General features: G+C 72.7%; 21 protein-coding genes and 2 pseudogenes. 4 read left to right on the top strand and 19 right to left on the bottom strand.

The genetic code is table 11. The annotated features are described in order from the left end of the window. Positions 1-665, top strand: a pseudogene (locus JM949_RS20770) (DNA-3-methyladenine glycosylase family protein); the annotation flags it as partial. A 16-nt stretch (positions 666-681) separates the two neighbouring features. On the opposite strand, the gene JM949_RS20765 reads toward JM949_RS20770, so the two are convergent. From JM949_RS20765 to JM949_RS20755, 3 genes are all read right to left on the bottom strand, one after another. Continuing rightward, a complete protein-coding gene (locus tag JM949_RS20765) occupies positions 682-1,185 on the bottom strand; it encodes a DUF1990 family protein (RefSeq protein ID WP_203150054.1) in 504 nt (167 codons plus the stop codon). A 49-nt stretch (positions 1,186-1,234) separates the two neighbouring features. Next, positions 1,235-1,657 (bottom strand): SRPBCC family protein, encoded by a 423-nt coding sequence (locus tag JM949_RS20760; RefSeq protein ID WP_203150053.1) that lies wholly within the window; start codon positions 1,655-1,657, stop codon positions 1,235-1,237. 73 nt (positions 1,658-1,730) lie between these two features. Next, positions 1,731-1,943: a hypothetical protein gene (locus JM949_RS20755; RefSeq protein ID WP_203150052.1), complete on the bottom strand. Its 213-nt coding sequence runs from the start codon at positions 1,941-1,943 to the stop codon at positions 1,731-1,733. Between the two features lie 135 nt (positions 1,944-2,078). Between JM949_RS20755 and JM949_RS20750 the strand changes: the two genes are divergently transcribed. From JM949_RS20750 to JM949_RS20740, 3 genes are read left to right on the top strand one after another with little or no spacing between them, the layout of a single operon-like run. Further along, a complete protein-coding gene (locus tag JM949_RS20750) occupies positions 2,079-3,194 on the top strand; it encodes an ATP-dependent DNA ligase (protein WP_203150051.1) in 1,116 nt (371 codons plus the stop codon). Between the two features lie 31 nt (positions 3,195-3,225). Continuing rightward, entirely contained in the window at positions 3,226-4,809 is a 1,584-nt protein-coding gene (locus tag JM949_RS20745) for an alpha/beta hydrolase (protein WP_203150050.1), read from the top strand. A gap of 23 nt (positions 4,810-4,832) precedes the next feature. Continuing rightward, positions 4,833-5,285 carry a GNAT family N-acetyltransferase gene (locus tag JM949_RS20740; RefSeq protein WP_203150049.1) on the top strand — a complete coding sequence of 151 codons (453 nt, stop codon included), beginning with the start codon at positions 4,833-4,835 and terminating at the stop codon, positions 5,283-5,285. A gap of 369 nt (positions 5,286-5,654) precedes the next feature. Here the strand turns inward: JM949_RS20740 and JM949_RS20735 are convergent, their stop codons facing one another. From JM949_RS20735 to JM949_RS20665, 16 genes and pseudogenes are all read right to left on the bottom strand, one after another. After that, positions 5,655-6,377 (bottom strand): ABC transporter ATP-binding protein, encoded by a 723-nt coding sequence (locus tag JM949_RS20735; RefSeq protein ID WP_203150055.1) that lies wholly within the window; start codon positions 6,375-6,377, stop codon positions 5,655-5,657. Between the two features lie 14 nt (positions 6,378-6,391). Then, complete coding sequence (locus tag JM949_RS20730) at positions 6,392-7,387, bottom strand: ABC transporter ATP-binding protein (RefSeq protein WP_203150048.1); 996 nt, start codon at positions 7,385-7,387, stop codon at positions 6,392-6,394. 1 nt (position 7,388) lies between these two features. After that, positions 7,389-10,097: an FtsX-like permease family protein gene (locus JM949_RS20725; RefSeq protein ID WP_203150047.1), complete on the bottom strand. Its 2,709-nt coding sequence runs from the start codon at positions 10,095-10,097 to the stop codon at positions 7,389-7,391. Next, on the bottom strand, positions 10,094-10,507 hold the full coding sequence (locus JM949_RS37465; RefSeq protein WP_238433569.1) for an FtsX-like permease family protein: 414 nt from the start codon (positions 10,505-10,507) through the stop codon (positions 10,094-10,096). Before JM949_RS37465 ends, JM949_RS20725 begins: the two co-directional genes overlap by 4 nt. After that, positions 10,459-13,278, bottom strand: a complete 2,820-nt coding sequence (locus tag JM949_RS20720) for an FtsX-like permease family protein (RefSeq protein ID WP_238433568.1) — start codon at positions 13,276-13,278, stop codon at positions 10,459-10,461. Before JM949_RS20720 ends, JM949_RS37465 begins: the two co-directional genes overlap by 49 nt. A 187-nt stretch (positions 13,279-13,465) precedes the next feature. Beyond that, entirely contained in the window at positions 13,466-13,858 is a 393-nt protein-coding gene (locus tag JM949_RS20715; protein ID WP_203150046.1) for a hypothetical protein, read from the bottom strand. Further along, positions 13,848-14,381 (bottom strand): nuclear transport factor 2 family protein, encoded by a 534-nt coding sequence (locus JM949_RS20710; RefSeq protein WP_203150045.1) that lies wholly within the window; start codon positions 14,379-14,381, stop codon positions 13,848-13,850. Before JM949_RS20710 ends, JM949_RS20715 begins: the two co-directional genes overlap by 11 nt. 21 nt (positions 14,382-14,402) lie before the next feature. Further along, entirely contained in the window at positions 14,403-15,410 is a 1,008-nt protein-coding gene (locus JM949_RS20705; protein WP_203150044.1) for a hypothetical protein, read from the bottom strand. Between the two features lie 516 nt (positions 15,411-15,926). Then, positions 15,927-16,091 (bottom strand): hypothetical protein, encoded by a 165-nt coding sequence (locus tag JM949_RS20700; RefSeq protein WP_203150043.1) that lies wholly within the window; start codon positions 16,089-16,091, stop codon positions 15,927-15,929. Next, entirely contained in the window at positions 16,088-16,303 is a 216-nt protein-coding gene (locus JM949_RS20695; RefSeq protein WP_030336216.1) for a helix-turn-helix domain-containing protein, read from the bottom strand. The genes JM949_RS20700 and JM949_RS20695 overlap by 4 nt, the downstream gene beginning before the upstream one ends. Then, entirely contained in the window at positions 16,303-16,782 is a 480-nt protein-coding gene (locus JM949_RS20690) for a DUF2975 domain-containing protein (RefSeq protein ID WP_203150042.1), read from the bottom strand. Before JM949_RS20690 ends, JM949_RS20695 begins: the two co-directional genes overlap by 1 nt. Positions 16,783-16,813: 31 nt before the next feature. Continuing rightward, positions 16,814-17,458, bottom strand: coding sequence for a YdeI/OmpD-associated family protein (locus JM949_RS20685; protein ID WP_203150041.1), 645 nt, complete (start codon positions 17,456-17,458; stop codon positions 16,814-16,816). A gap of 21 nt (positions 17,459-17,479) precedes the next feature. After that, positions 17,480-18,082, bottom strand: coding sequence for a hypothetical protein (locus JM949_RS20680; protein WP_203150040.1), 603 nt, complete (start codon positions 18,080-18,082; stop codon positions 17,480-17,482). 73 nt (positions 18,083-18,155) lie between these two features. Beyond that, positions 18,156-18,314 carry a hypothetical protein gene (locus JM949_RS20675; protein ID WP_203150039.1) on the bottom strand — a complete coding sequence of 53 codons (159 nt, stop codon included), beginning with the start codon at positions 18,312-18,314 and terminating at the stop codon, positions 18,156-18,158. Positions 18,315-18,347: 33 nt separating this feature from the next. Next, positions 18,348-19,250, bottom strand: coding sequence for a hypothetical protein (locus JM949_RS20670; RefSeq protein ID WP_203150038.1), 903 nt, complete (start codon positions 19,248-19,250; stop codon positions 18,348-18,350). A gap of 162 nt (positions 19,251-19,412) precedes the next feature. Further along, a pseudogene (locus JM949_RS20665) lies at positions 19,413-20,103 on the bottom strand (DUF222 domain-containing protein); the annotation flags it as partial.

The raw sequence follows: 20,103 nt of genomic DNA, 5'->3' as shown, positions 1-20,103 counted from the left end.
CTGCGCCGACGACTTGACCGGCTTCGCCCGAGCTGGCCGCGGCGCACCCGGTGGTCGCCCGGCTGGCCCGGGAGCACCGGGGTCTGCGGATGCCCACCACCGGGCAGGTCTTCCCCCGGCTGCTCCGGGCGATCTTCGAACAGAAGGTCACCGGCAAGGAGGCCTACCGCGCGTACGCGGCGACCGTACGGCACTTCCGGGAGCCGGCGCCCGGCCCGCTACAGCCGCTGCTGCTGCCGCCCGAACCGGCCGCGGTGGCCGCCACCCCGTACTGGGTGTTCCACCCGTTCGGCGTGGAGCAGCGTCGGGCCGACACGTTACGGCGCGCCGCCGCGCTCGCCGAGCGGTTGGAGCGCAGCGCCGACACCGTCGAGGCCACCCGCCGGCTGACCGCGATCCCCGGCATCGGGCCGTGGACGGCCGCCGAGGTGGTCCGGATCGCGTACGGCGACCCGGACGCGGTGAGCGTCGGCGACTACCACATCCCGAACACGGTGGCCTGGGCGCTCGCCGGCGAGCCGAGGGGCGACGACGCCCGGATGTTGGCCCTGCTGGCACCCTTCGCAGGTCACCGGGGCCGGGTGTGTCTGCTGCTGGAGGCGGCCGGCATCCAGGCCCCGAAGTACGGCCCCCGTGCCCCGATCCGCTCGTTCGCCCGATTCTGAGCGGTCGACCCGGCGCTCAGCGGCAGGCGCAGAGGCGACGCAGGGTGCGGCCGAGCCACCACGCGTAGCTGTGCTGCACGGCCCGGACCGCCGGACCGCCGGCGCGGGTGAACCAGCGGTCCGGGAGGCTGAACGCGCGTACCTCGAACCAGACCGCGCCGGCCTCGTCCCGGACCACCTCGAACGCCTCCTCGCCACGCTCCGGATGCCCGGCCAGGGTGCCGTAGCCGAACCCGGCCAGCGTGGGCGAGTCCGCGCTCCACACCACCTGACACGGCCCCCAGACGCGCGCCGGACCGACGCCCAGGCCGGCGGTGACCAGGACACCGTCGGTGGCGCGCGGCGCGTCGGTGCGCATCCGGACACCGGCGGCGCGGTGCAGCCGCCAGCTCAGCACCGCCTCGGCCGCGGTGGCGAAGCAGCCGTCCGGCAACGGATACCGGTGGCGCAGGTGGTGGTACCCGTCGGGCAGCGGCCCGTGCCGGGTCGAGCCCACCTCCTGGTACGTCAGCTCGGCCACCACTCCCCCTCGGCCTCGACCGGACACCGGCCAGGGTACGACCGGGCGGTCAGCCCCGCTCGCAGCGACGCCTGAGCCCGTCGGCCTCCAGCCGCACGTAGCGGCGCAGCAGCCCGCCGTACAGTCGGCCGATCAGGCCGGCCAGCGGGCCGGACTGGTCGATCGCCAGCTCGACGCGGGTGCGCCCGTCGGGCAGCGGCAGCAGTCGGTGCTCCCCGGTGGTTCGCACCCCCGGGGACTCGGAGACCCAGACGAACCCGCTCCGGTCGGCCAGCTCGGTGACCCGCCAGAGCGCCGGCCGCAGCTTCGGCTGGGTCAGCCGCGCGGTCGCGCCGACCGCGAGCGGCCCCGGCTCGCCCCGCTCGGCCTGGGTCACCGAGGCCGTCCACTCTGGCCAGCGCGGCACGTCGACCAGCACCGCCCAGACCTGCTCGACGTCCGCGGCGATCTCCGTGTCAGCGCCGAACCGCATCGTGTGCCTCCCCGTGGCGACTCCGCTGGAGGCAGCATATCCGCGTCCTGAGTGGACGGGAGGACCGCCGCGGTCAGGCGGCCTCGTGCAGGTCGGCCAGGGTGAGCGGGGTACGCCGCCGGAGCAGCTCCGCCAGCTCCGCCACCGAACCGACCTCGCCGAGCACGTCGCGGCCCCCGCCGAACCGCACCGGGTAGCGGCGGGTCAGCCGGTAGCGGTAGCGGCCCCGGATCAGCTCGACGCTCACCCGCCACCGCCCGCAGCAGTCACAGACCCACTCGGACACCTGGCGAAAGTAGCTCTGACCTGCGGTTATCTGATTCGCCCGGTCGGGACGAGCGGCGCGCGGGCGGACACGCCGCCCGGGCACCGACGGTGATCTGCCTCACGGCTGTCGGTACCGTCTGATTGACTGGTCGGCGTGGACCTGCCGATCAACCCGCCGGTCGAGCCGATGCTGGCCAAGAGCGTTTCCAAGCTGCCCACCGCCCCGGGGGTGACCTACGAGCCCAAGTGGGACGGGTTCCGGTGCATCGTGTTCCGCGACGGCGACGAGGTCGAGCTGGCCAGCCGGGGCGGCAAGTCGATGACCCGCTACTTCCCCGAGGTGGTCGAGCAGGCCCGCCGGCAGCTGCCGGCGCGCTGCGCGGTCGACGGGGAGCTGATCGTGATCCGGCGCGACGGGCCGGGCGGCCAGCCCCGACTGGATTTCGAGCTGCTGGCCCAGCGCGTGCACCCGGCCGCGTCCCGGGTGAAGATGCTGGCCGAGACCACCCCGGCTGACTTCGTCGCCTTCGACCTGCTGGCGATCGGCGACGAGGCGCTGCTCCACGAGCCCTATCCGCGCCGCCGGGAGCGGCTGGTCGAGGCGCTGGCCGGGGTGCGCCCGCCGGTGCACGTCACCCAGGTCACCACCGATCCGGACACCGCGCGCCGCTGGTTCGACGTCTTCGAGGGCGCCGGGCTGGACGGTCTGATCGTCAAACCGGCCGACCTGCCGTACGAGCCGGGCAAGCGACTGATGTTCAAGGTCAAGCACGCCCGTACCGCCGACGCGGTGGTCGCCGGCTTCCGCTGGCACAAGTCCGGCCCGGTGGTGGGCTCGCTGCTGCTCGGCCTCTACGACGACGCCGGCGTCCTGCACCACGTGGGGGTGAGCGCGTCGTTCAGCATGGCCCGCCGTGCCGAGTTGCTCGACGAGCTGGCCCCCTACCGGGACACCGGCGGCGAGCACCCGTGGGTGCACGGCGACCACGAGCGTGGCCAACGCATTCCGGGCGGGGTGAGCCGATGGACCGGCACCAAGAACCTGGAGTGGGAGCCGGTGCGCCCGGAGCTGGTGGTCGAGGTGGGTTACGACGCGATGGAGGGCGAGCGGTTCCGGCACACCGCGCAGTTCGTCCGTTGGCGTCCGGACCGTGATCCCCGCTCCTGCCGCTACGACCAGCTCGACCGCCCGATCCGCTTCGACGTGGACCAGGTGCTGCGCGGCGACCCCGGTGCCACCGTGGATCGGGCCGCCACCGGCTCGGCGTAGCCTGGCCGTCGACCCGATCTCGGAGGACCACGTGACCCGCACCGCCGAACGGGCCCGCCGCGTCCGTCGTACGCTGGCCGGCTTCGCCGTGGCCGCGCTGCTCACCGCCGGTTGCACGCTGCCGGCGTTCGCGCCCCGCACCGACGTGCGGGGCGAGGTGGCGCCGACCGGCAGCGCGCCGACCTGGCGGCCCTGCCCGGAGATTCCCGACGAGCTGGTCGGGCGCGGCGCACCGGACATGCGCTACGAGTGCAGCCGGATCGCGGTGCCCCGGGACTGGGGCACCGGCAACGGGTCCACCGCCGGCCCCGGCGCGGGTCAGACCTTCGAGATCGCCCTGTTGCGGGCGAGGTCCACCAAGCAGCGCGACCGGGTGGGCTCGCTGGTGATCAACCCGGGCGGCCCGGGCGGCTCCGGCGTCGACACCGCCGTCTACCTCTCCTTCGGCACCCAGTTCGGCGGGCTACCCGCGTCGATCACCGAGCGCTTCGACATCGTCGGCTTCGACCCGCGCGGGGTGTCCCGGTCCAGTCCGGTGAAGTGCATCTCCGACGCCGACCTGGACACCAGCTTCGGCTTCGACCCCGACCCGACGAGCCAGGCGGCCTTCGACGACTTCGTCGGTCTGAGCCAGCGGATCGGGCGCGGCTGCGGCGACCGGTACGGCGACCAGCTGCCGCTGTACGGCACCGAGCAGGCCGCCCGGGACATGGACGCGGTGCGCGCCGCGGTGGGCGACGACAAGCTCACCTACCTGGGCTACTCCTACGGCACCCTGCTCGGCGCCACCTACGCCCAGCTCTACCCGCAGCGGGTGCGGGCGCTGGTGCTCGACGGCGCGGTCGACCCGCAGCAGCGACTGGTGGAGGGCTCGGAGAGCCAGGCCCGGGGCTTCGAGCGGGCCTTCACCAACTTCACCCGCTGGTGCGCGGCGAACGCCGGCCGCTGCCCGATCGCCCCGGACGCGCGCGCCGCGGTGACGTCGGCCATCGACAAGGCCAGGGTCTCGCCGGTGCGTGGCGCGGACGGGCGGGAAGCCACCGCCGGCTGGGTGTTCTACGCGGTCATCTCCTCGCTGTACACCGAGTCCGGCTGGCAGGAGCTGGCCCAGGCGATCGACCGGCTGGCCGAGGGCGACCCGAAGGACGTGTTCCGGCTCGCCGACGCGTACGCCGGCCGGGAGGACGACGGGCACTACTCGAACCTGTTCGACGCCAACCTGGCGATCAACTGCGCGGACGAGACGGAGAAGCCGACCCGGGAGCAGATCCGGCAGTTGCAGTCGCAGTGGCGGGGAAAATATCCGCTGTTCGGGCCGGCGCTCGCGGTCGGCATGTTGAGCTGCGTCGAGTGGCCGGGCGGGCGTGACCCCTATCCGACCGGGAAGGCGAACGGCGCGCCGCCGATCGTGGTGGTCGGCACCACCGGCGACCCGGCGACGCCCTACGAGCAGACCCCACGGCTGGCCTCGATGCTCGGCGTCGGCCGGGTGCTCACCTGGGAGGGCGAGGGGCACACCGCGTACCCGCAGACGCCCTGCATCACCGACGCGGTCGACGCCTACCTGCTCGACCTGACCGTGCCGGCGGAGGGGAAGCGCTGCCCGGCCCGCTGACACTGTGTGCCAGGCTCACCGGCATGACCGACGTGATCTACCGGGAGGCGGTCCGGGCCGACCTGCCCGCCGTCATCGCCCTGCTCGCCGACGACGTCCTGGGCAAGGCCCGCGACTTCACCGAGGTCGACGAGGCGTACGAGCGGGCGTTCGCGGACATCACCGCCGACCCGCGTAATCAGCTGATCGTCGCCGAGCAGGCCGGTGAGCTGGTCGGCTGCCTCCAGATCACCTACATACCGGGCCTCGGTCGGCACGGCAGCGAGCGGTCGCTGATCGAGTCGGTGCGGGTCCGCTCCGACCGGCGCGGCCAGGGGCTGGGCCGGGACCTGATGACCTGGGCGATCGACCAGGCCCGGCAGCGCGGCTGTGCGCTGGTGCAGCTCACCACCGACAGGTCCCGCACCGACGCGCACCGCTTCTACCTGGGCCTCGGCTTCGTCTCCAGCCACGAGGGCATGAAGCTCGCCCTCTGACCGCACACGGGCTAGGTTCGCTGCCATGAGCCAACCGAGGAGCCTCGGCAGCCCGCAGGGGGCAGCACCTCTCCCCCGGGCCCTTTGGAGCTGATGTCGTAAACGATTCGCCGCCGCGATTCGTCTACGACATCAGCTCCACAGTGAGCGCGAACACCATGCCCTCCCCGTCGCGCCGGCCGCCCGACCGGCCGACAGCCAGCCATTTACGCGCCCCGCCGCGCCCGCCGACCCGACCACCCGACAGCAGCCACCTACGCGCCCGCCGCGCCCGCCGCGCCCGCCGATCCGACAGCTGGCCACGAGCCACCACGGCGGTTAGCGGCGCCACCGCGACCGCCGCCGACAGTGGCCAGCCCTTGACCGCGGTCAGCCGTCGACCAGGCGTCCGTCGCGCAGGACGAGGGCCCGGTCGGCGAGGTCGATCAGGGCCGGGTCGTGCGTGGCGACCAGGGCCGTCATGCCCCGGGCGTGCACCACCGCGCGGAGCAGGTCCATGATCGAACGGCCGGTCTCCGAGTCGAGCTGACCGGTGGGTTCGTCGGCGATGAGCAGATCCGGCTCGTTGGCGAGCGCGCGGGCCACGGCAACCCGCTGCTGCTGGCCACCGGAGAGTTCGTACGGGCGCTGCGCCGCGTGCCCACCCAGGCCGACCAGCTCCAGCAGCACCGCGACCCGCTGCTCCCGCTCGGCGGCCGGCACCTGGGCCAGTCTCAACGGCACACCCACGTTCTCGGCGGCGGAGAGGATCGGCACCAGCCCGAAGGTCTGGAACACGAACCCGACAGTGCCCCGGCGCAGCCGCAGCAGCTCCGCCTCGCCGGCCGAGGTCACCTCGTGCCCGGCCACCACCACCTGCCCGCTGTCCGCCCGGTCCAGCCCGCCGATCAGGTTCAGCAGGGTGGTCTTGCCCGCCCCGGACCGGCCCCGGATGGCGACCAGCTCCCCCCGGTCGGCGGTGAACGAGACGTCCCGCACCGCGTGCACGGCGTGCTCGCCCCGCCCGAACGTCCGGCTCACACCGCTGACCCGGACCACCTCGTCCGGGTGCGTCGCCGGCACGCCGCCGAACCCGGCCGCGCCGGTCACCATCGTGTCCCGCCCGCTCATGCCCGGGCCCCCCGCTCGTCCGAGGCCCGGTCACCGGGCCGTACCTGCACATGGTCCGGTTCCAGGTCGAGCCGGACCCGCTCCTTCAGCGCGAGCGCGTCGACGAACGCCGCCGGCAACTGCATCCGGCCGTTGCGGTCCAGCACCGCGTACTCCTCGCTGACCAGTTCGGTGCTGCCGTCCGCGCCGATCCGCGCGGTCCGGCGTACCTCGGAGGCGGTCCGGCCGTCGCGGATCGCGACGGTCCGGCGGACCTGCGTGGCCACGGCGTGGTCGTGGGTGACGACCACGATGGTCACGCCCAGCTCCGCGTTGATGGTGCGCAGCGCGGCGAAGACCTCCGCGCCGGTCGCCTCGTCCAGTTCACCGGTCGGCTCGTCGGCGAAGAGCACCTCCGGATCGTTGGCCACCGCCACCGCCACCGCGACCCGCTGCTGCTCACCGCCGCTGAGCTGCCCCGGCCGCCGGTCGGCGCAGTAGCCCACGCCAACCAGGTCGAGCAGTTCCCGGGCCCGCTCCCGGCGGGCCCGGCGGCTGCGCTTGCCGGCCAACTGCATCGGCAGTTCGACGTTCTCCAGCGCGCTGAGGTACGGCAGCAGGTTGCGGCCGGTCTGCTGCCAGACGAACCCGACCAGCTCCCGCCGGTAGCTCAGCCTCCGCTTGGCCGACAGCGAGAGCAGGTCGTAGTCGGCCACCCGGGCGATGCCGGCCGTCGGCATGTCCAGGCCGGAGAGGATGTTGAGCAGCGTCGACTTTCCCGAGCCGGAGGCGCCGACGATCGCCACCAGCTCGCCCCGGTCGATGACCAGGTCGAGCCCCTGGAGGGCGACCACCTCCACCCCCTCGGTCTTGAAGATGCGCACCAGGCCGTCGCAGACGATGTGCCCGCGCAGGCGGTCCTGCCCGCCGGCCCGCTCGGCGGCGCGAAGCGCTGCTCGCTGTTGCAGGGCGGCCAGGTCCGGCACCAGTGGCGTCTGGGCGGTAGCGGTCATCTCAGCTCTCCTCTCCGAGCCGAAGCACCTCACCGAGGCGCAACCGGCGGTTGTTCAGGGCCTCGACGGCGACCGCGAAGCCGAGGGCGACCGCCCCGAGCGCGAGTACCGCGGCGACCAAGCCGGGCTCGAAGGCCGCCCGGACCGGCACACCACTGGTGAACGCGGACAGGCCGAGCACCGGGTTGAGCAGCAACGGAAGCGCCGCGCCGACCAGCGCGCCGGTCAGCACCGACACTCCGACCAGCGGGGCCAACTCGACCAACAGCAGCCCGCGCCACTGCCGCCGGGACAGGCCAAGGGTGCGCAGCCGGGACAGCACCTGACCCCGGGCGCGCGCGCCGGCCAGCACGGTGAACGCGATGGCCAGCAACCCGAGCACCGTGCCGCCGACGGCGCCGGCGACGAACCCGAAGGCGAGCACACCGTTGGCGCCACCGTTGCCGAGATCCCGGCGGACGTCGGCTCGGGTGTCGACGGTGACCCCGAGCGGCCGCTCCCGACCGGTGACCGTGCCGTCGCGTTGGTAGCGCTCCTGCCCCGCGTCGCCGGCGTGTCGCAGCGCTTCCGCGTCCAGCGAGTCCCCGGCGACCAGCAGGCTGGTCGGCACGGGTGTGGTGTTTCGTGCCGGCAGCGCCTGCCAGGGCAGGATCACGAACCGGCTGGCGTTCGCCGGCAGCAGTGGGAAACCGTCCTCGGTGCCGGCGACCCGGAACTCGTACCGCTGGCTCTGCACCGAGACGAAGGCGGAGTCGTCCAGTCCGGCCTTGGTCAGGTCTGCGGCGACGGCCGGTGAGACGATCGCCGGCAGCGGCCCCGGGCCGGGACGGGCGGCCCGCAACGCGGCCGGGACCTGCAGGTCCACAGCGGATTCGCGGGCCACCGCGGCCAGCCCCGAGCCGTCGACGAGCAGCACGGTCGTCTGCGCGACCCGCGCATCGGTGCCCAGCTCGTCCACGGCCAGCCGCTCGTCGGCCACCCGCAGCACCGGCGTGACGGCCTGAACGCCCGGCAGCCGGCCCAGTTCGTCGACGGTGTCGGGCGCGAAGCGCTCCCCGCGGATCACCGCGTCGGCGGGCACGATCTGCTCGGCGGCTCGGTCCCGACTCGCGTCGACGCCGGCGGCGACGACAGCGCAGAACGCCGCGGTGCCGATGGCCAGCACCACGACGACCAGCGGGGCGGCGACCGCCGAGCGCCCGGCCCGCGCGGTGCCGAGGAAGGCGACGCTGCCCCGGGTACCTGCGGCAAGTCGACTGACCAGCAACAACGGCCAGGGGTACGCCCGCAGCGCGAGCACCGCCGCGGCGACCGCGAGCAGCACCGGCACGGACACGAGCAGCGGATCCACCTCGCCCAGGGTGAGGCCACGTCGGCGCAGCAGCACCGCGGCGAGCCCGGCCAGCAGCAGCAGCGAGACCTCGACGGTGAGCCGACGGGCCGACGGGCGTACCCGGACGAGGTCACGGCGGGCCGCCGCATTGGCCGGTACGACCAGCGTCGCCAGCGGCAACGCCAGCGTGACCAGCACGGTCGCGGCGATGGCGTACGGCGTGGTGGGATCGGGGGTGCCCGGGAACAGGGTGCCGAGCCACCAGCCCAGGACGGCGGCGACCGGCACCACCAGCACCGCTTCGGCGAGGCTGCGCCGGGCTCCCGCGGTGGCCGCGCCGCCACGGGCGCGCAGCAGCACGAACTCCGAGCGGCGTCGTCGGATGGCGAGGCTGGCCGCGAGCACGATGAGCCCCGCCAGGGTGGCCAGTACGCCGGCCGCGATCACCGCGAGCAGGGTCCGGGCGGCGTCGATCTGGGCGGCGAACGCCCGCAACGGAACGTCGACGCCCAGGGTCACGGTGAGGTCCGACGGCTTGCCGCGCTGAAGCTGCTGCAGGCCGTCGATCATCCGATCCAGGTGCCGCGCGTCGATGGTGTCGACGCCGAGCCGGTACCGCCAGGTGGACTGGACCGCCCAGCCCTCGGCGGCCCGCTTGTTGAGGGCCGACTGGGCGACCACACCGACGACGATGGACGGCTCGCCGTCGCCGACCGGGTCGGTGACCCGCAGCAGCTGTGGCAGCCCGTCCCAGATGCCGTTCGCGCGGTCGGCGGGGCGGAACAACCCGGCCACCACCATCGGGGCGGCGTCGGACAGGTTGCCCTTGTCGTCGGCGTCGCCGATGCGCAGTTGACTGCCGGTGCGCAGGTTCAGCTTGCCGGCCACGTCGACGTCGAGGGCCACCTCGATCGGTCGGCCCGGAACGTACGTCTCGCTCGGCCACGCTCCCTCGACGAGGGTGCCGGCGCCCTGCACGTCGGGCACCGACCGTAGGCCCAGGTCGACCAGGAGGTTGCGGGCCGCGAGGTCCGGCCCGACCACGCGGGCCGGCCGGGTCTCCACGCTGTACCACCGCTCGTCCACCGCCGACCGCACCTGGGGCGGCATCTCCCTGGCCAGGGCGTCGAACCGCTCGACGGCGGCGCCCATCGCCGTCCGCTGAGACGTCGCGGTCACCACACCCGAGGCGTACGAGATGTCCCGCCGCGCGGGCGCCTCAGCGCTCAACTGCGCCCGCAAGCCCTGCTCGGCGAGCCGGTTGACCAACCGGGGCACCCCACTGATCAGCAGCGTGACCACCAGGGTCAGCACCGCCAGGAGCAGGAACTGCCCGCCGTACGCCCGGACCCGCCGGACAGCCGCGCCGACGCTCATCGTTCTCCCCCGATTCGCAGCTGCGCCGCCGCCACCCGCTGACGGATGCCGGTGGCGATGAACGCGCTGAAGGCGAGCGCCGCCAGCAGCAGACCGACCGCGGTCAGGCCGATCGGCACCCAGGGCAGCGCGAACGTCGCCGGGGGGATCGGCCGGCCGGCGGCCGGGGTGAGGATGACCAGCGGGGCCATGGTCGCGCCGACCGCGGCGCCGAGCAGCAACCCGACCCCCACGCCGATGCCGGCGAGGAAGGTCTGTTCGGCCAGCAGCGCCCGGGCCATCAGCCGGGGCGTGGCGCCGAGGGTGTGCAGGACCGCGAACTCGCCGAGCCGACGCCGGGCGGTGGCCCACACGTCCACCATCAGGCCGACGAGGGCGAGCAGCACCGCGCCGAGCGCGGCGGCGAGCATTCCGGTACGCGAGCCCTGCCAGTACGGGTCGCGGCGGCCGACTCGACCACCGCCTCGCGGTTGAGCACCGTGACGCCCGGCAGCTCGCGGACGGCGTCGGCGGCGGCCGTCGCGTCCTCGGCGCCGATCCACCACTCCGGTACGGGTCGCACCGCGCCGCTGGTCCGGATCATCGCGTCGACGGCGGCCGGCAGGTCCAGCAGGACGCCCTCCCCGGTGGTGGCCGGCACGGCGGCCAGCTCACCGACCAGATGCACCCGCACCGTCGCCCCGGAGAGGGTCAGGTCGACGGTGTCGCCGACGCGCAGGCTCAGTGCGTCGCGGACCCCGGGGGTCATCAGCACCGGTACGGGCCTGCTCTCCCCGCCCGGCACGACGGCGAACCGGGTGGGCGGCTGGTACGCGAACTGCCCGCCGGGAATCACGTTGACCGTGCGGACCGCGGCGAACCCGGTGGCGGTGGGCCGCACCGGTGTGGACTGCTGGCCGGGGACCGTCATCGCCCAGTCGCCGCCCAGTTCGGCGGGCCGGGTGGTGCCGTCGGCGTTCACCACTGTCAGCCCGTCCACCTGGAGTCGGTAGGCGTTGCCGGCAGCCAGCCCACCGTCGGCCTCGAAGCCGGCCAGCCGCAGCCGCGCCCCGTTCAGGTCGGGCAGGCGCACGGTGAACGGGGTGGCCCGGCCGTCGCCGTCGGCGTTGGCCGCCGGCAGCCGCAGGGCGAGCCCGTCGGAGGTGGTGACCAGCAGCGTCACCGCGACCTTCAGCGATCGGACAGCGTTGGTCACCGGGGTACGGACCGTGCCGGTGATCGCACGCGTCCCGGCGGGCAGTTCGACGCCCGCCCGCTCGCCCCGCGCGCCGACCATCCGCTGGTACTGCTGTGACGCTGATCCGTCGCCGAGCCGGTCGGCGAGCCGGACGACCTCCGGGGCGCTGGCCGGGTCGATGCCGATCACGGTCGCCGACAGGTCCTCCCGCCCGACCCGGATCTCGTCTCGCGACGCCGGCAGCACCCGCTCCACGCCGGGCAGTGCGGCGAGTTGACCGGTCCGGGTCGGTGGGGCGGCCCCGGCCCGTTCGGTCACCCGGAGGTCGGCGCCGACGGTGTGGCCGGCCTGCTCGACCTGGGATCGTTCCCCGGTGCTGATCAGCGACCAGGCCAGGGTGCTACCGCCGACGGCGAGAGCTAGCAGCAGCACCGGGCCGGCGTGCGGACGCCGACCGGCCTGCCACATGCCGAACATGGTGGCCGTCCAGGGACGCCTGTCGACGAACCGCTCGGCGAACCGGGTGAGCGGCGGGAGCACCCGCAGGGCCAGCACGGCACCGGCCAGGACGCCGAGCGTCGGGGCGGCGACCAGCAGCGGGTCGAGCCCGAGCCGCCCGCCCGAGCCGGCCAGCGGGGAGGCGTACCGGCGTAGCTGCACCCAGGCCAGCACGGCGAGCGCCACCAGCACCAGGTCGACGCTGGCGCGCTGCACGCTCGCCGCCCGGTTCGGCCGGGACCGGGCGGCCATGTCGGCGACGTACGTGCCGGCGCCGCGCAGCGTCGGGAGGACCATGGCGACGAGGCAGCCGGCGGCGGTGGCGGCTGCGACGGCCCAGACCACTGTGCTGTTGCCGCCAGCGGTGGCGAGGTCCGTCGACCCGCCGGGCCGGATGTACCGCAGCGCCGCACCGGCGATCAGCGGACCGAGCACCGCGGCCGGGGCGACGACAAGCGTCGCCTCACGGGCGGCCAGGCCGGCCAGCTGCCGACGGGCGGCGCCGCGGGCGCGTAGCAGTGCGGTCTGCGGTCGGCGGTCCTCGTGCAGCAGCGCGGCGACCAGCACCAGCGCGTACCCGCCGAGCACCAGGATGAGCAGCAGCGGGGTGGCCAGCGAGGAGCGACCCACCAGGTCGGCGCGGGTGATCCGGTCCAGCAGCGTCTCCATCTTGGTCGCCACCTGCGCGGAGCTGCCGAGCTGAGCGGCCTCCGGCACGGCCGAGGTCGCGTCGGCGAGGGCCGCGCGCACGGCGGGGAGGTCGGCGGTGTCGACGCCGCCGAGGTCCGGTTCGGCCAACCAGGACACCGACACCGAGCCCGGGAAGGTGGTGGCGAAGTCGACCGGGTCGAGCGTGAACGGCCCGTACGAGGTGCCGGAGCCGACGCTGCCCGCCCCCACTCCGGGGGCCAGCAGCCAGTACGGGTCGGTCGGATCGCGGGGACGCCAGGTGCCGGCGAGTACCAGTTCACCGCGTTGTTCGGTGGCCCGGTCCCGCACCGGGACGCGGTCGCCGACGCCGAGGCCCAGCGCGCCGGCGACCCGCTCCGGCAGGCTCACCTGGACGGGGTTCGCCCCGGGGCGGGGCCAGGCTCCGCCGGTCAGCTCCGCGTGACCGGTGAGGTCGTCGAGGGCGGCCAGGTTCGCGAAGATCGGTTCGTCGTCCGGTCGGGGCACCTGCCCGAGGTCTCCGGTCAGCTCCCGGCCGGTGCCGTAACGGGCGGCCGCGACGCTCACCGGGACGCCGGCGAACCCGTTGGCGAAGCCGGCCCGTACCGCCTTGTCCCGGCTGGCGAACTCGGCCGCGTCGCGTCCGCCGGATCCACTGACCAGGAGGCCGCGCTCCTCGACCGGTGCGGCGGCGATCAGCGCCCGCTGCCCGGCGTCCACGGCCCGGCGGTTGTAGTCGGACAGCCCGGTGACCAACGCGACGGCGACCAGGGCGGCGAGCACCGCCGCGACCAGTAGCCCGCGCGCCTCGCGGGCCCGCCTCCACACCAGCTTCATCCGACGCCTCCCCTGGCCCTGGCGGGCCGACGACCATCTAGACAGGTCATCCACGGGGAAAGGTTCGCGCCCGTTACATGATCGTTATTCCGGAGGTGGCCGATTCTCGGCGCGCTCCTGCTTCCCGCCTCAACCGAACTCAGGGGAGATGGTCACCGTCGACCATCTCCCCTGACCTTGCCGTCGATCAGCGTCTCGCCAGGCGAACCAGGAAGACCGTGGCAGTGATCAGCAGCAGCGCGACCACCAGGAACGGCCACGGACTCCACTCCTCGACGCATGACGTGCTCGTGGTCGTGGTCTCGCACACCCGGCCGGGCCCTTCGCGGTTCAACCAGGCCAGGTAGAGCGCAGCCACACCGAGACCGCCCAGCACCGCGGCGGCCGCGTGGTTCCGCAGGGGCTTGAGCAGGAATCCCGCCACCGCGAGCAGCACCGCCAGCAGCAGTAGCAGGAGCCCGATTGTGAGGATCGAGGCGAGCCCGAAACCCAGCAGAGCCCCCGCGACCGCCCACCAGGCGTACGCCCAGGGCGCCGGGTGGGACCCGGAGTGCGGGGACGAGACCCGCTCAGTGTTCACCGGAATCCCCTGGCCCGCTCGTGGCAGCGAAGTTGAAGATGACTTTCCAACCCGTCGCGTCCTCTCTTGCCAGATGCAGCAGGAACACCGGCGACTTCGTCCTGGGATCGTCATTCTCGACGCAGTCGCTGGCCGGTGTCGAGGTCGAACTCCCGGCAGCCGCCCTGGCTCGGCACATCTTGCCGACGATAGAGACAGTTGCCCTGTCTCCCTCCTCAACTACTTCACCGACGGATACGTCACCGGTGACCTCGGGCAGGGTTTTCGGCCCCTGCCCGAGCGCGATGGCCTCCAGCACTGCCCGCTGGCTGGGGGCGACGAGCGGGATCGCCGCCTTGAAGTCACCGCGGGCGACCGCTCGCATGTACTCCAGTGCCACCGGTCCGGGCCCAGAATCGACCTGATTCGACGATTTGGGCTCGGCGGCCGTGCCCGTCGGGTTGCCACAGGCTGCGACGCAGGCGATCAGCAGCGCCCCGGTGAGCCAGGCAGTCAGTGCCCGTCTCGCAACTAGCTGGATCATCGGGACGCCCCTTGACCACCATCAGAACGGGTAGGAGGCACCGGTCTCATCACCGTGGTGGACGAGATTGGTGCACGCGCCACTCTTCGAGTCGTTCCAGTTCCACGAAGACGCACCACTCGTGCGCCCGGTAACCGAGTCGGTGTGGTAGAAATCCGCCTGAGAACTTGACGGAAACCCGCAGGCCGCCCAGCCCGTCGGGCCAAGAATCGCCACTACCCACAACGCGAACGACACGTTCTGGAAGTGCACGTTCGCATTCTTGGTCCAACCATCGGACAGCGTCGCAAGGCTGTCCGAGCCGGAGACGATGTAGGTCTCGTCGAGACATACGCTGCCAATACAACCCTTGAACGAGTCGCGCTGGTAGGCCCAGTTGAGCCATTGCGTGTTCGACCACCGCAACCCCACGCTCTGGGAGGAGATCGTGATGTCGATCGGGTCGATCCAGGAGGTCTTCAAGTAACGGGAATAGGTGGCGGCGGCGGCATTGTCACCCGTTGTGCCGCGCGGCGAGGAGGCGTCGGCCGCGCCCTTGGTGGACGACACGTCGCTGGCAGCCGCACCGGTGAGGGACCGCAGAGTGGCTGCCTGTTCCGCCGTCAGGTCACCGACGAGAACATCGAACTCACACGTTGCGGGGTTGTAGGCCACCTCTTCGGTGTAGGTCGTCCGGCTCGAACCGGACGATGCCTGGGCCGAACCGGAGAGCGCGCAAGCGCCGTCCTTTCCGCGCACCCCGGCGACACGGGACGTTTTGCCGCTCACGCCCGCGCGACGAAGAACCGAGTCGTACTCGATCCAGCCATCCGCCCGCACCTTGATCCCGACGGCCGACAGCGCGTCGGTCACGCTCTGATCGCTCTGGCCGAGGGCCGGGGACTCCGGAGGGGCCGCCTGGGACGCGCCCTGGGTTGCCACCAGACAACCAACGGTGACGGCGGCGATGAATGCGATGCGAGCCCGGGCCGAACTGGACCCTTTTGGTGCCCGCTGCGCACGTGGTGGTACGCTGACCAGCGTTCTCATACCAATAGCTCCTTCGACGAGAGATCGGTTGAGGACTAGCGGCCCGCGACGCCCTAACGTCGCGGGCCGTCCTCATTTGCAGTTGACCATAGCCGGCCGTTCCGCCCCGAGTGGCCCCTTATCCGCAGATCAGGATCGAACGCACGATCGACAAAGAATCTGCGCTACCGACGGTAAACGCGGTCGACCCAACTTCGTCCATTTCGCCCATTCACCCTCTTTCCGATGACAGTCGGTTGCGCCGCAAAGAATATCACAATTTGATAAACTTCGATCTTCGAGCAATTCCCATCCGCCGCGTCCGCATACGCCTCTGTGGCGTGCCCAGCACAGCTGTCCTGGGCGTACGCTGGGGTTTGCCGGCATTTTCGGGTGGTCGGAGGCCGTGGCGGGTCGACCCCACCGACGGCGTCCCGGTCGGCCACGGGGGAGTTGCCGTCGGTGATTCGCCGGGAGCGCGGCATGGCCCCGCCCGGAGACGACGGGGCCCACTCCAGCTCAGCCGATCCCCCCGCGTTACCTGCCGCGGCGAACTGCCCGTACCCCGAACACACCCGCGACGACGACGAGCGCGACGCCCAGGAGCTGGAGGCCCGGCGAGTCGTCGGCTCCCCCGTACACGACGCCGGCGACGCCGAGCGCGATCCCGAGGAGGGCGGCGATGGTCAGTACGTATTTCATGGGGTTTCCTCCTCGACCCACTCGAGCAGGTCTCCGGGTTGGCAGTCGAGCACTCGGCACATCGCTTCGAGGGTGCTGAAGCGGACCGCCTTGGCGCGGCCGTTCTTCAGCACCGCCACGTTGGCGGGGGTGAGCCCGACCCGCTCGGCGAACTCGCCGACGCTCATCTTGCGCTTGGCCAACTCCACGTCGATGCGGACGACGATGGGCATCAGATCACCGCTTCCATGTCGGTGCGCAGCGTGGTGGCCTGCCGCAGCAGCGCCCGCATCACCACCATGAGCAGCCCCAGCACGGTGACGCCGACGGTCAGCAGGAACAGCAGCAGTGGCACCCCGGGGTCGTCCGCGTGGAAGCCGACCCAGAGGAAGACGCCCACCAGCACCACCCACGCGGCGGCGATGGCCCAGACGATCGCGTCCACCCACTTCAGGGACGCCTCGGTGAAGATGCGGTCGTTCTTGACCAGGCTGAGCAGCTGCCAGGTCGCGACGATGACCACCTGGACGCACAGCACCCAGAAGACCGTCACGGCGGTCGCCGGCCAGCGGAGATGCGCGTCCTGCGGCGACTCGGCGGCCATGTGGGCGAACTGCCCGGGCAGCGAGAGGGTCTGGAACACCACCAGCACCCCGAACAGCACCACGAGAAAGACCCGGAGAGCGGCAACCGCTCGATGCTCTGTAACCATGCATCGAGTTTCGCTCGTTACCTATCGAAAGTCAATCGGTTCCCGGATCGACTGAACGCGGCCCGGCGGCTTCGTCGGTGGGCGCGGGCCGGGCCCTCTGGGGGTAGAAGGTCTCGTGGCGGGCCAGCATGGCGACGAACTCGCCGATCTTGCGAGCGCGGGTCTCGGCGCGCTTGACGGCGTTGAGGCGATGGATGAGGGCGAACCGGTTGGCCTTGGTGAGGGCGCCGAGCATCGCCTGGGCGGCGGGCTCGGCGGCGATGGCGGCGAGGAGGTCGGCCGGCACCTCGGCCTCGGACGGCGGGGCGTAGGCCGCCGCCCACCGCCCGTCCACCTTCGCCGCGTCCACTGCCGCGCGGCCGGACGGTTGCATCCGCCCCAGCTCCTCCAGCCTCGCGACGTTCGCGACGTTGCGTTGGGACCAGGAGCTGCGCGCTCGGCGCGGAGTGAAGCGGATCCAGGAGGACTGCTCGTCCCGTTTCCGCGCCTGCCCGTCGATCCAGCCGAAACAGAGGGCCTCGTCGACCGCCTGCTGCCAGGTCAACGTCGTGACCGTGCCGCCCTTCCTGGTCAGGGCGAGCCAGACGCCGGGCGACGTGGCGTGGTTGGCCGACAGCCAGGCACGCAACGCGTCGGCGTCCGCGACGACTAACTCGTCCAACTCGGCGCTCGTCATGGCGGCAGGTTAGCCGCCGGGTCAGACACGACGGCCGCCGTGGGACGCGACCAGCGCGTCTGCCACGAGCCCGGCGTCAGCGTCGGCGACGTCCGCTGGGTACTCCGGCAGGAGGTCGTCCCAGGCGACCAGCCACGACCCGAACAACTGGGCCTGCCCCTCCGGCCGAGCGAAGAACCAGACGTGCAGGTGAGCAGCGCCGTCCCCGAAGCGGTAGACGTGCGCCCGCGAGATGTGCGGGAGCGCCTGCATGTGGCGAACGATCCGGGTGCTCAACAACCCCAGTTCGGCGGCCAACTCGTCCGGCAGATCCGCCATGTCGTGATGGTCGAGCGGCAACAGCATGAGCACCAGCGGGACGCCCACCCGCTGGATCCGGATCAACCGCCAACGCTCGTTGAACCAGATTCCTTCGTCCCGCTGACGGCAGGCGTCGCAGCTCGCGGGATCCTCGCCGTGCCGGGGCGGCTCCGGGAGCACCGGCGGTCGCAGCGGTGCCACTCGGAGGTCGGCCGGCTCGAACGGACTGATGTCCCACCCTGTCATGCGTGCCAGGGGTAGCCGACGCTCGTCGTCCGCGGCGGTGAGCGCGTGGTCGTAGAACTCGTCCGGTCGCAAGGCCATGCGACAGAGGCTAGTACGAGATGATCCACATGGGCGGGGCGCTACGGTGCGCGCCAGCGCGGTCGTCGGCCCGTCACGCGTCGGTCGGCGCTGCCACGTTCCGACCCGGATCGTTGATCTGACGCCGGAAGACGAGGTACGCGCTCGCCAGCAGCAGCACCAGCCCGATCATCGAGGCCAGGAGCCCCACGTCGAGGCTCGGCAGCGCCACGAAGGTCAGCGCGGCGAGCACGAGCCGGAACTTCCACTGCTGCTCCAGCGCGTTTCACACGGTGCCGCCCGCCGCGTCGAGATGCGCCTCCACGGACGAGTACCCGAGCCGGAACAGGCGGATGCGGTGGTAACCGCTGAGAATGCGCTTGGCCTGGTCTTCGAGAGCGCTCATCGAGAGGCCGCCACGCCCCGGGTCGATCTGCCACAGTTCCGCCGACAACACCGCGTCGTAACGCAGCGCCGCGGCCCAGCAGACGTGGTGCACCCCGGTCAGCCGCGCCAGCAGCACTGCCGGACGGGACCCGAAGTCACTGACCACCGCTGTGGTGTGCGAGCCGACCCACAACACACCGTCCCGAATGCCGTCGGGCGTGCAGTCCACACTGTCCGGGGTGAACACCGCGGCGATGGCGCGTCGCCGCGCCGGGTCGCAGTCCGGGTCCACCCGGACGGCGAAGGTGGTGTTGGCCCAGAGGACGAAGACCTCGTCCGCGCCGTCCGGCGCGGGCAGGACGGCGCGCAGCAGCCGGGTCACCGCCGGCACCATCCGCTGCACGGGCGGGGCGACCTCGGCGACCACGTCGTCGGTGCCGCCGACGATGCCGTCCGGCAGATGGTAGGTGACGCAGAGCAGGCCACAGTCGACGTTCCAGAGGCTGATCCGGGCCGAAACCACCTGCCACGCGCCCGCCGCCGTCGTGGGCAGCAGGGTGGCCTCGACCTCCTCCCCGGCCACCCGCAGGATCTCCGGGCCACCGTTGATCTCCATTGTCGGCCGGGGCATGCTGCCCAGCAGTTCGTCGAGCAGCCGTTGACCGTAGGGCTGGAGCGCCAGGTCGTGGAGGCCGACGGTGCGGCTCCACCCGGCCGGCACCTCCCCCTCGGGCCTGGCCTGCCCGGACAGCTGACACGGGAAGTAGGCGAGCACCCGCACCGACGGGACGTCCTTGAGCATCAACGATCTCTCCCCCGACCGGCCCCTGCAGGGTATCGACAACGTCAACTGTCTCGGCCGGCGCGGATCCGCGCACCGAGGTCGCTGACCGGGCCGAGGTGGCGCAGCTTGTCGGGGTTGACGATGGAGTGGATCGCCTGGAACTCAGCTCGTCCGGTCGGCCTACGTCCGTCGGTGGTAGTGGTTGCGGCGCGGCAACTGGTCGGGGTCGAGCCAGGCCGGCGGCACGAACTCCGGATGCCCGTCGGCACCGAGCCGGACGACCCAGTCGGTCTGGTGGACGTGCCGGTGGTGGTGGCCGCAGAGCAGCACCGCGTTGTCGAGACTGGTCGGGCCGCCGTCGGCCCAGTGCCGGATGTGGTGGGCGGCGCACCAGCGCGGTGGCCGGTCGCAGCCCGGGAAGGCGCAGCCGCCGTCGCGCAGCACGAGGGCCCGGCGCAGCGGCCCGGTGACCAGGCGGCGTTGCCGGCCCACGTCGAGGACCTGGCCCGCGCGCCGAGCACGGCGGGCAGGACGGCGGCGTCGCAGGCGAGCCGGCGCACCGTGTCGGGGGTGAGCTGGAGGCCGATGTCGAGCCCGCCCGAAGCCACCTGGCGGGTCAGCTCGTCGTAGCTGGTGGTGACGACGATCTGGGCGGGGTCGCCGCCCTGCTCGGGTAGCTCACCGGTGCGCAGGGCGAGCCGGCACACGTCGGCCAGAGCGTCGTGGCGGCGCTGGCCGGCGCAGCGGGCGTCGTCCGGGCCGGCGGGTGCACTCAACGGGTCGATGGCGGCGCGCAGCAGGGCGGCGGTCTCGGCGTCGAGGGTGCCGCTGAGCCGGAGCCGCCCGCGGTCTGCTCGGAGATGGTCGACGT

Source organism: Micromonospora tarensis (assembly GCF_016803395.1).
Taxonomy (GTDB): domain Bacteria; phylum Actinomycetota; class Actinomycetes; order Mycobacteriales; family Micromonosporaceae; genus Micromonospora; species Micromonospora tarensis.
This window is presented reverse-complemented; position numbering and strand designations above follow the sequence as displayed.

Coding starts and splice junctions, on each gene's coding strand:
- JM949_RS20760 (WP_203150053.1), bottom strand. CDS start 1,657: ATGCGGTTCGGCGCTGACACGGAGATCGCCGCGGACGTCGAGCAGGTC.
- JM949_RS20740 (WP_203150049.1), top strand. CDS start 4,833: ATGACCGACGTGATCTACCGGGAGGCGGTCCGGGCCGACCTGCCCGCC.
- JM949_RS20735 (WP_203150055.1), bottom strand. CDS start 6,377: ATGGTGACCGGCGCGGCCGGGTTCGGCGGCGTGCCGGCGACGCACCCG.
- JM949_RS20730 (WP_203150048.1), bottom strand. CDS start 7,387: ATGACCGCTACCGCCCAGACGCCACTGGTGCCGGACCTGGCCGCCCTG.
- JM949_RS20725 (WP_203150047.1), bottom strand. CDS start 10,097: ATGAGCGTCGGCGCGGCTGTCCGGCGGGTCCGGGCGTACGGCGGGCAG.
- JM949_RS37465 (WP_238433569.1), bottom strand. CDS start 10,507: ATGCTCGCCGCCGCGCTCGGCGCGGTGCTGCTCGCCCTCGTCGGCCTG.
- JM949_RS20720 (WP_238433568.1), bottom strand. CDS start 13,278: ATGAAGCTGGTGTGGAGGCGGGCCCGCGAGGCGCGCGGGCTACTGGTC.
- JM949_RS20710 (WP_203150045.1), bottom strand. CDS start 14,381: ATGATCCAGCTAGTTGCGAGACGGGCACTGACTGCCTGGCTCACCGGG.
- JM949_RS20705 (WP_203150044.1), bottom strand. CDS start 15,410: ATGAGAACGCTGGTCAGCGTACCACCACGTGCGCAGCGGGCACCAAAA.
- JM949_RS20700 (WP_203150043.1), bottom strand. CDS start 16,091: ATGAAATACGTACTGACCATCGCCGCCCTCCTCGGGATCGCGCTCGGC.
- JM949_RS20695 (WP_030336216.1), bottom strand. CDS start 16,303: ATGCCCATCGTCGTCCGCATCGACGTGGAGTTGGCCAAGCGCAAGATG.
- JM949_RS20690 (WP_203150042.1), bottom strand. CDS start 16,782: ATGGTTACAGAGCATCGAGCGGTTGCCGCTCTCCGGGTCTTTCTCGTG.
- JM949_RS20685 (WP_203150041.1), bottom strand. CDS start 17,458: ATGACGAGCGCCGAGTTGGACGAGTTAGTCGTCGCGGACGCCGACGCG.
- JM949_RS20680 (WP_203150040.1), bottom strand. CDS start 18,082: ATGGCCTTGCGACCGGACGAGTTCTACGACCACGCGCTCACCGCCGCG.
- JM949_RS20670 (WP_203150038.1), bottom strand. CDS start 19,250: ATGCTCAAGGACGTCCCGTCGGTGCGGGTGCTCGCCTACTTCCCGTGT.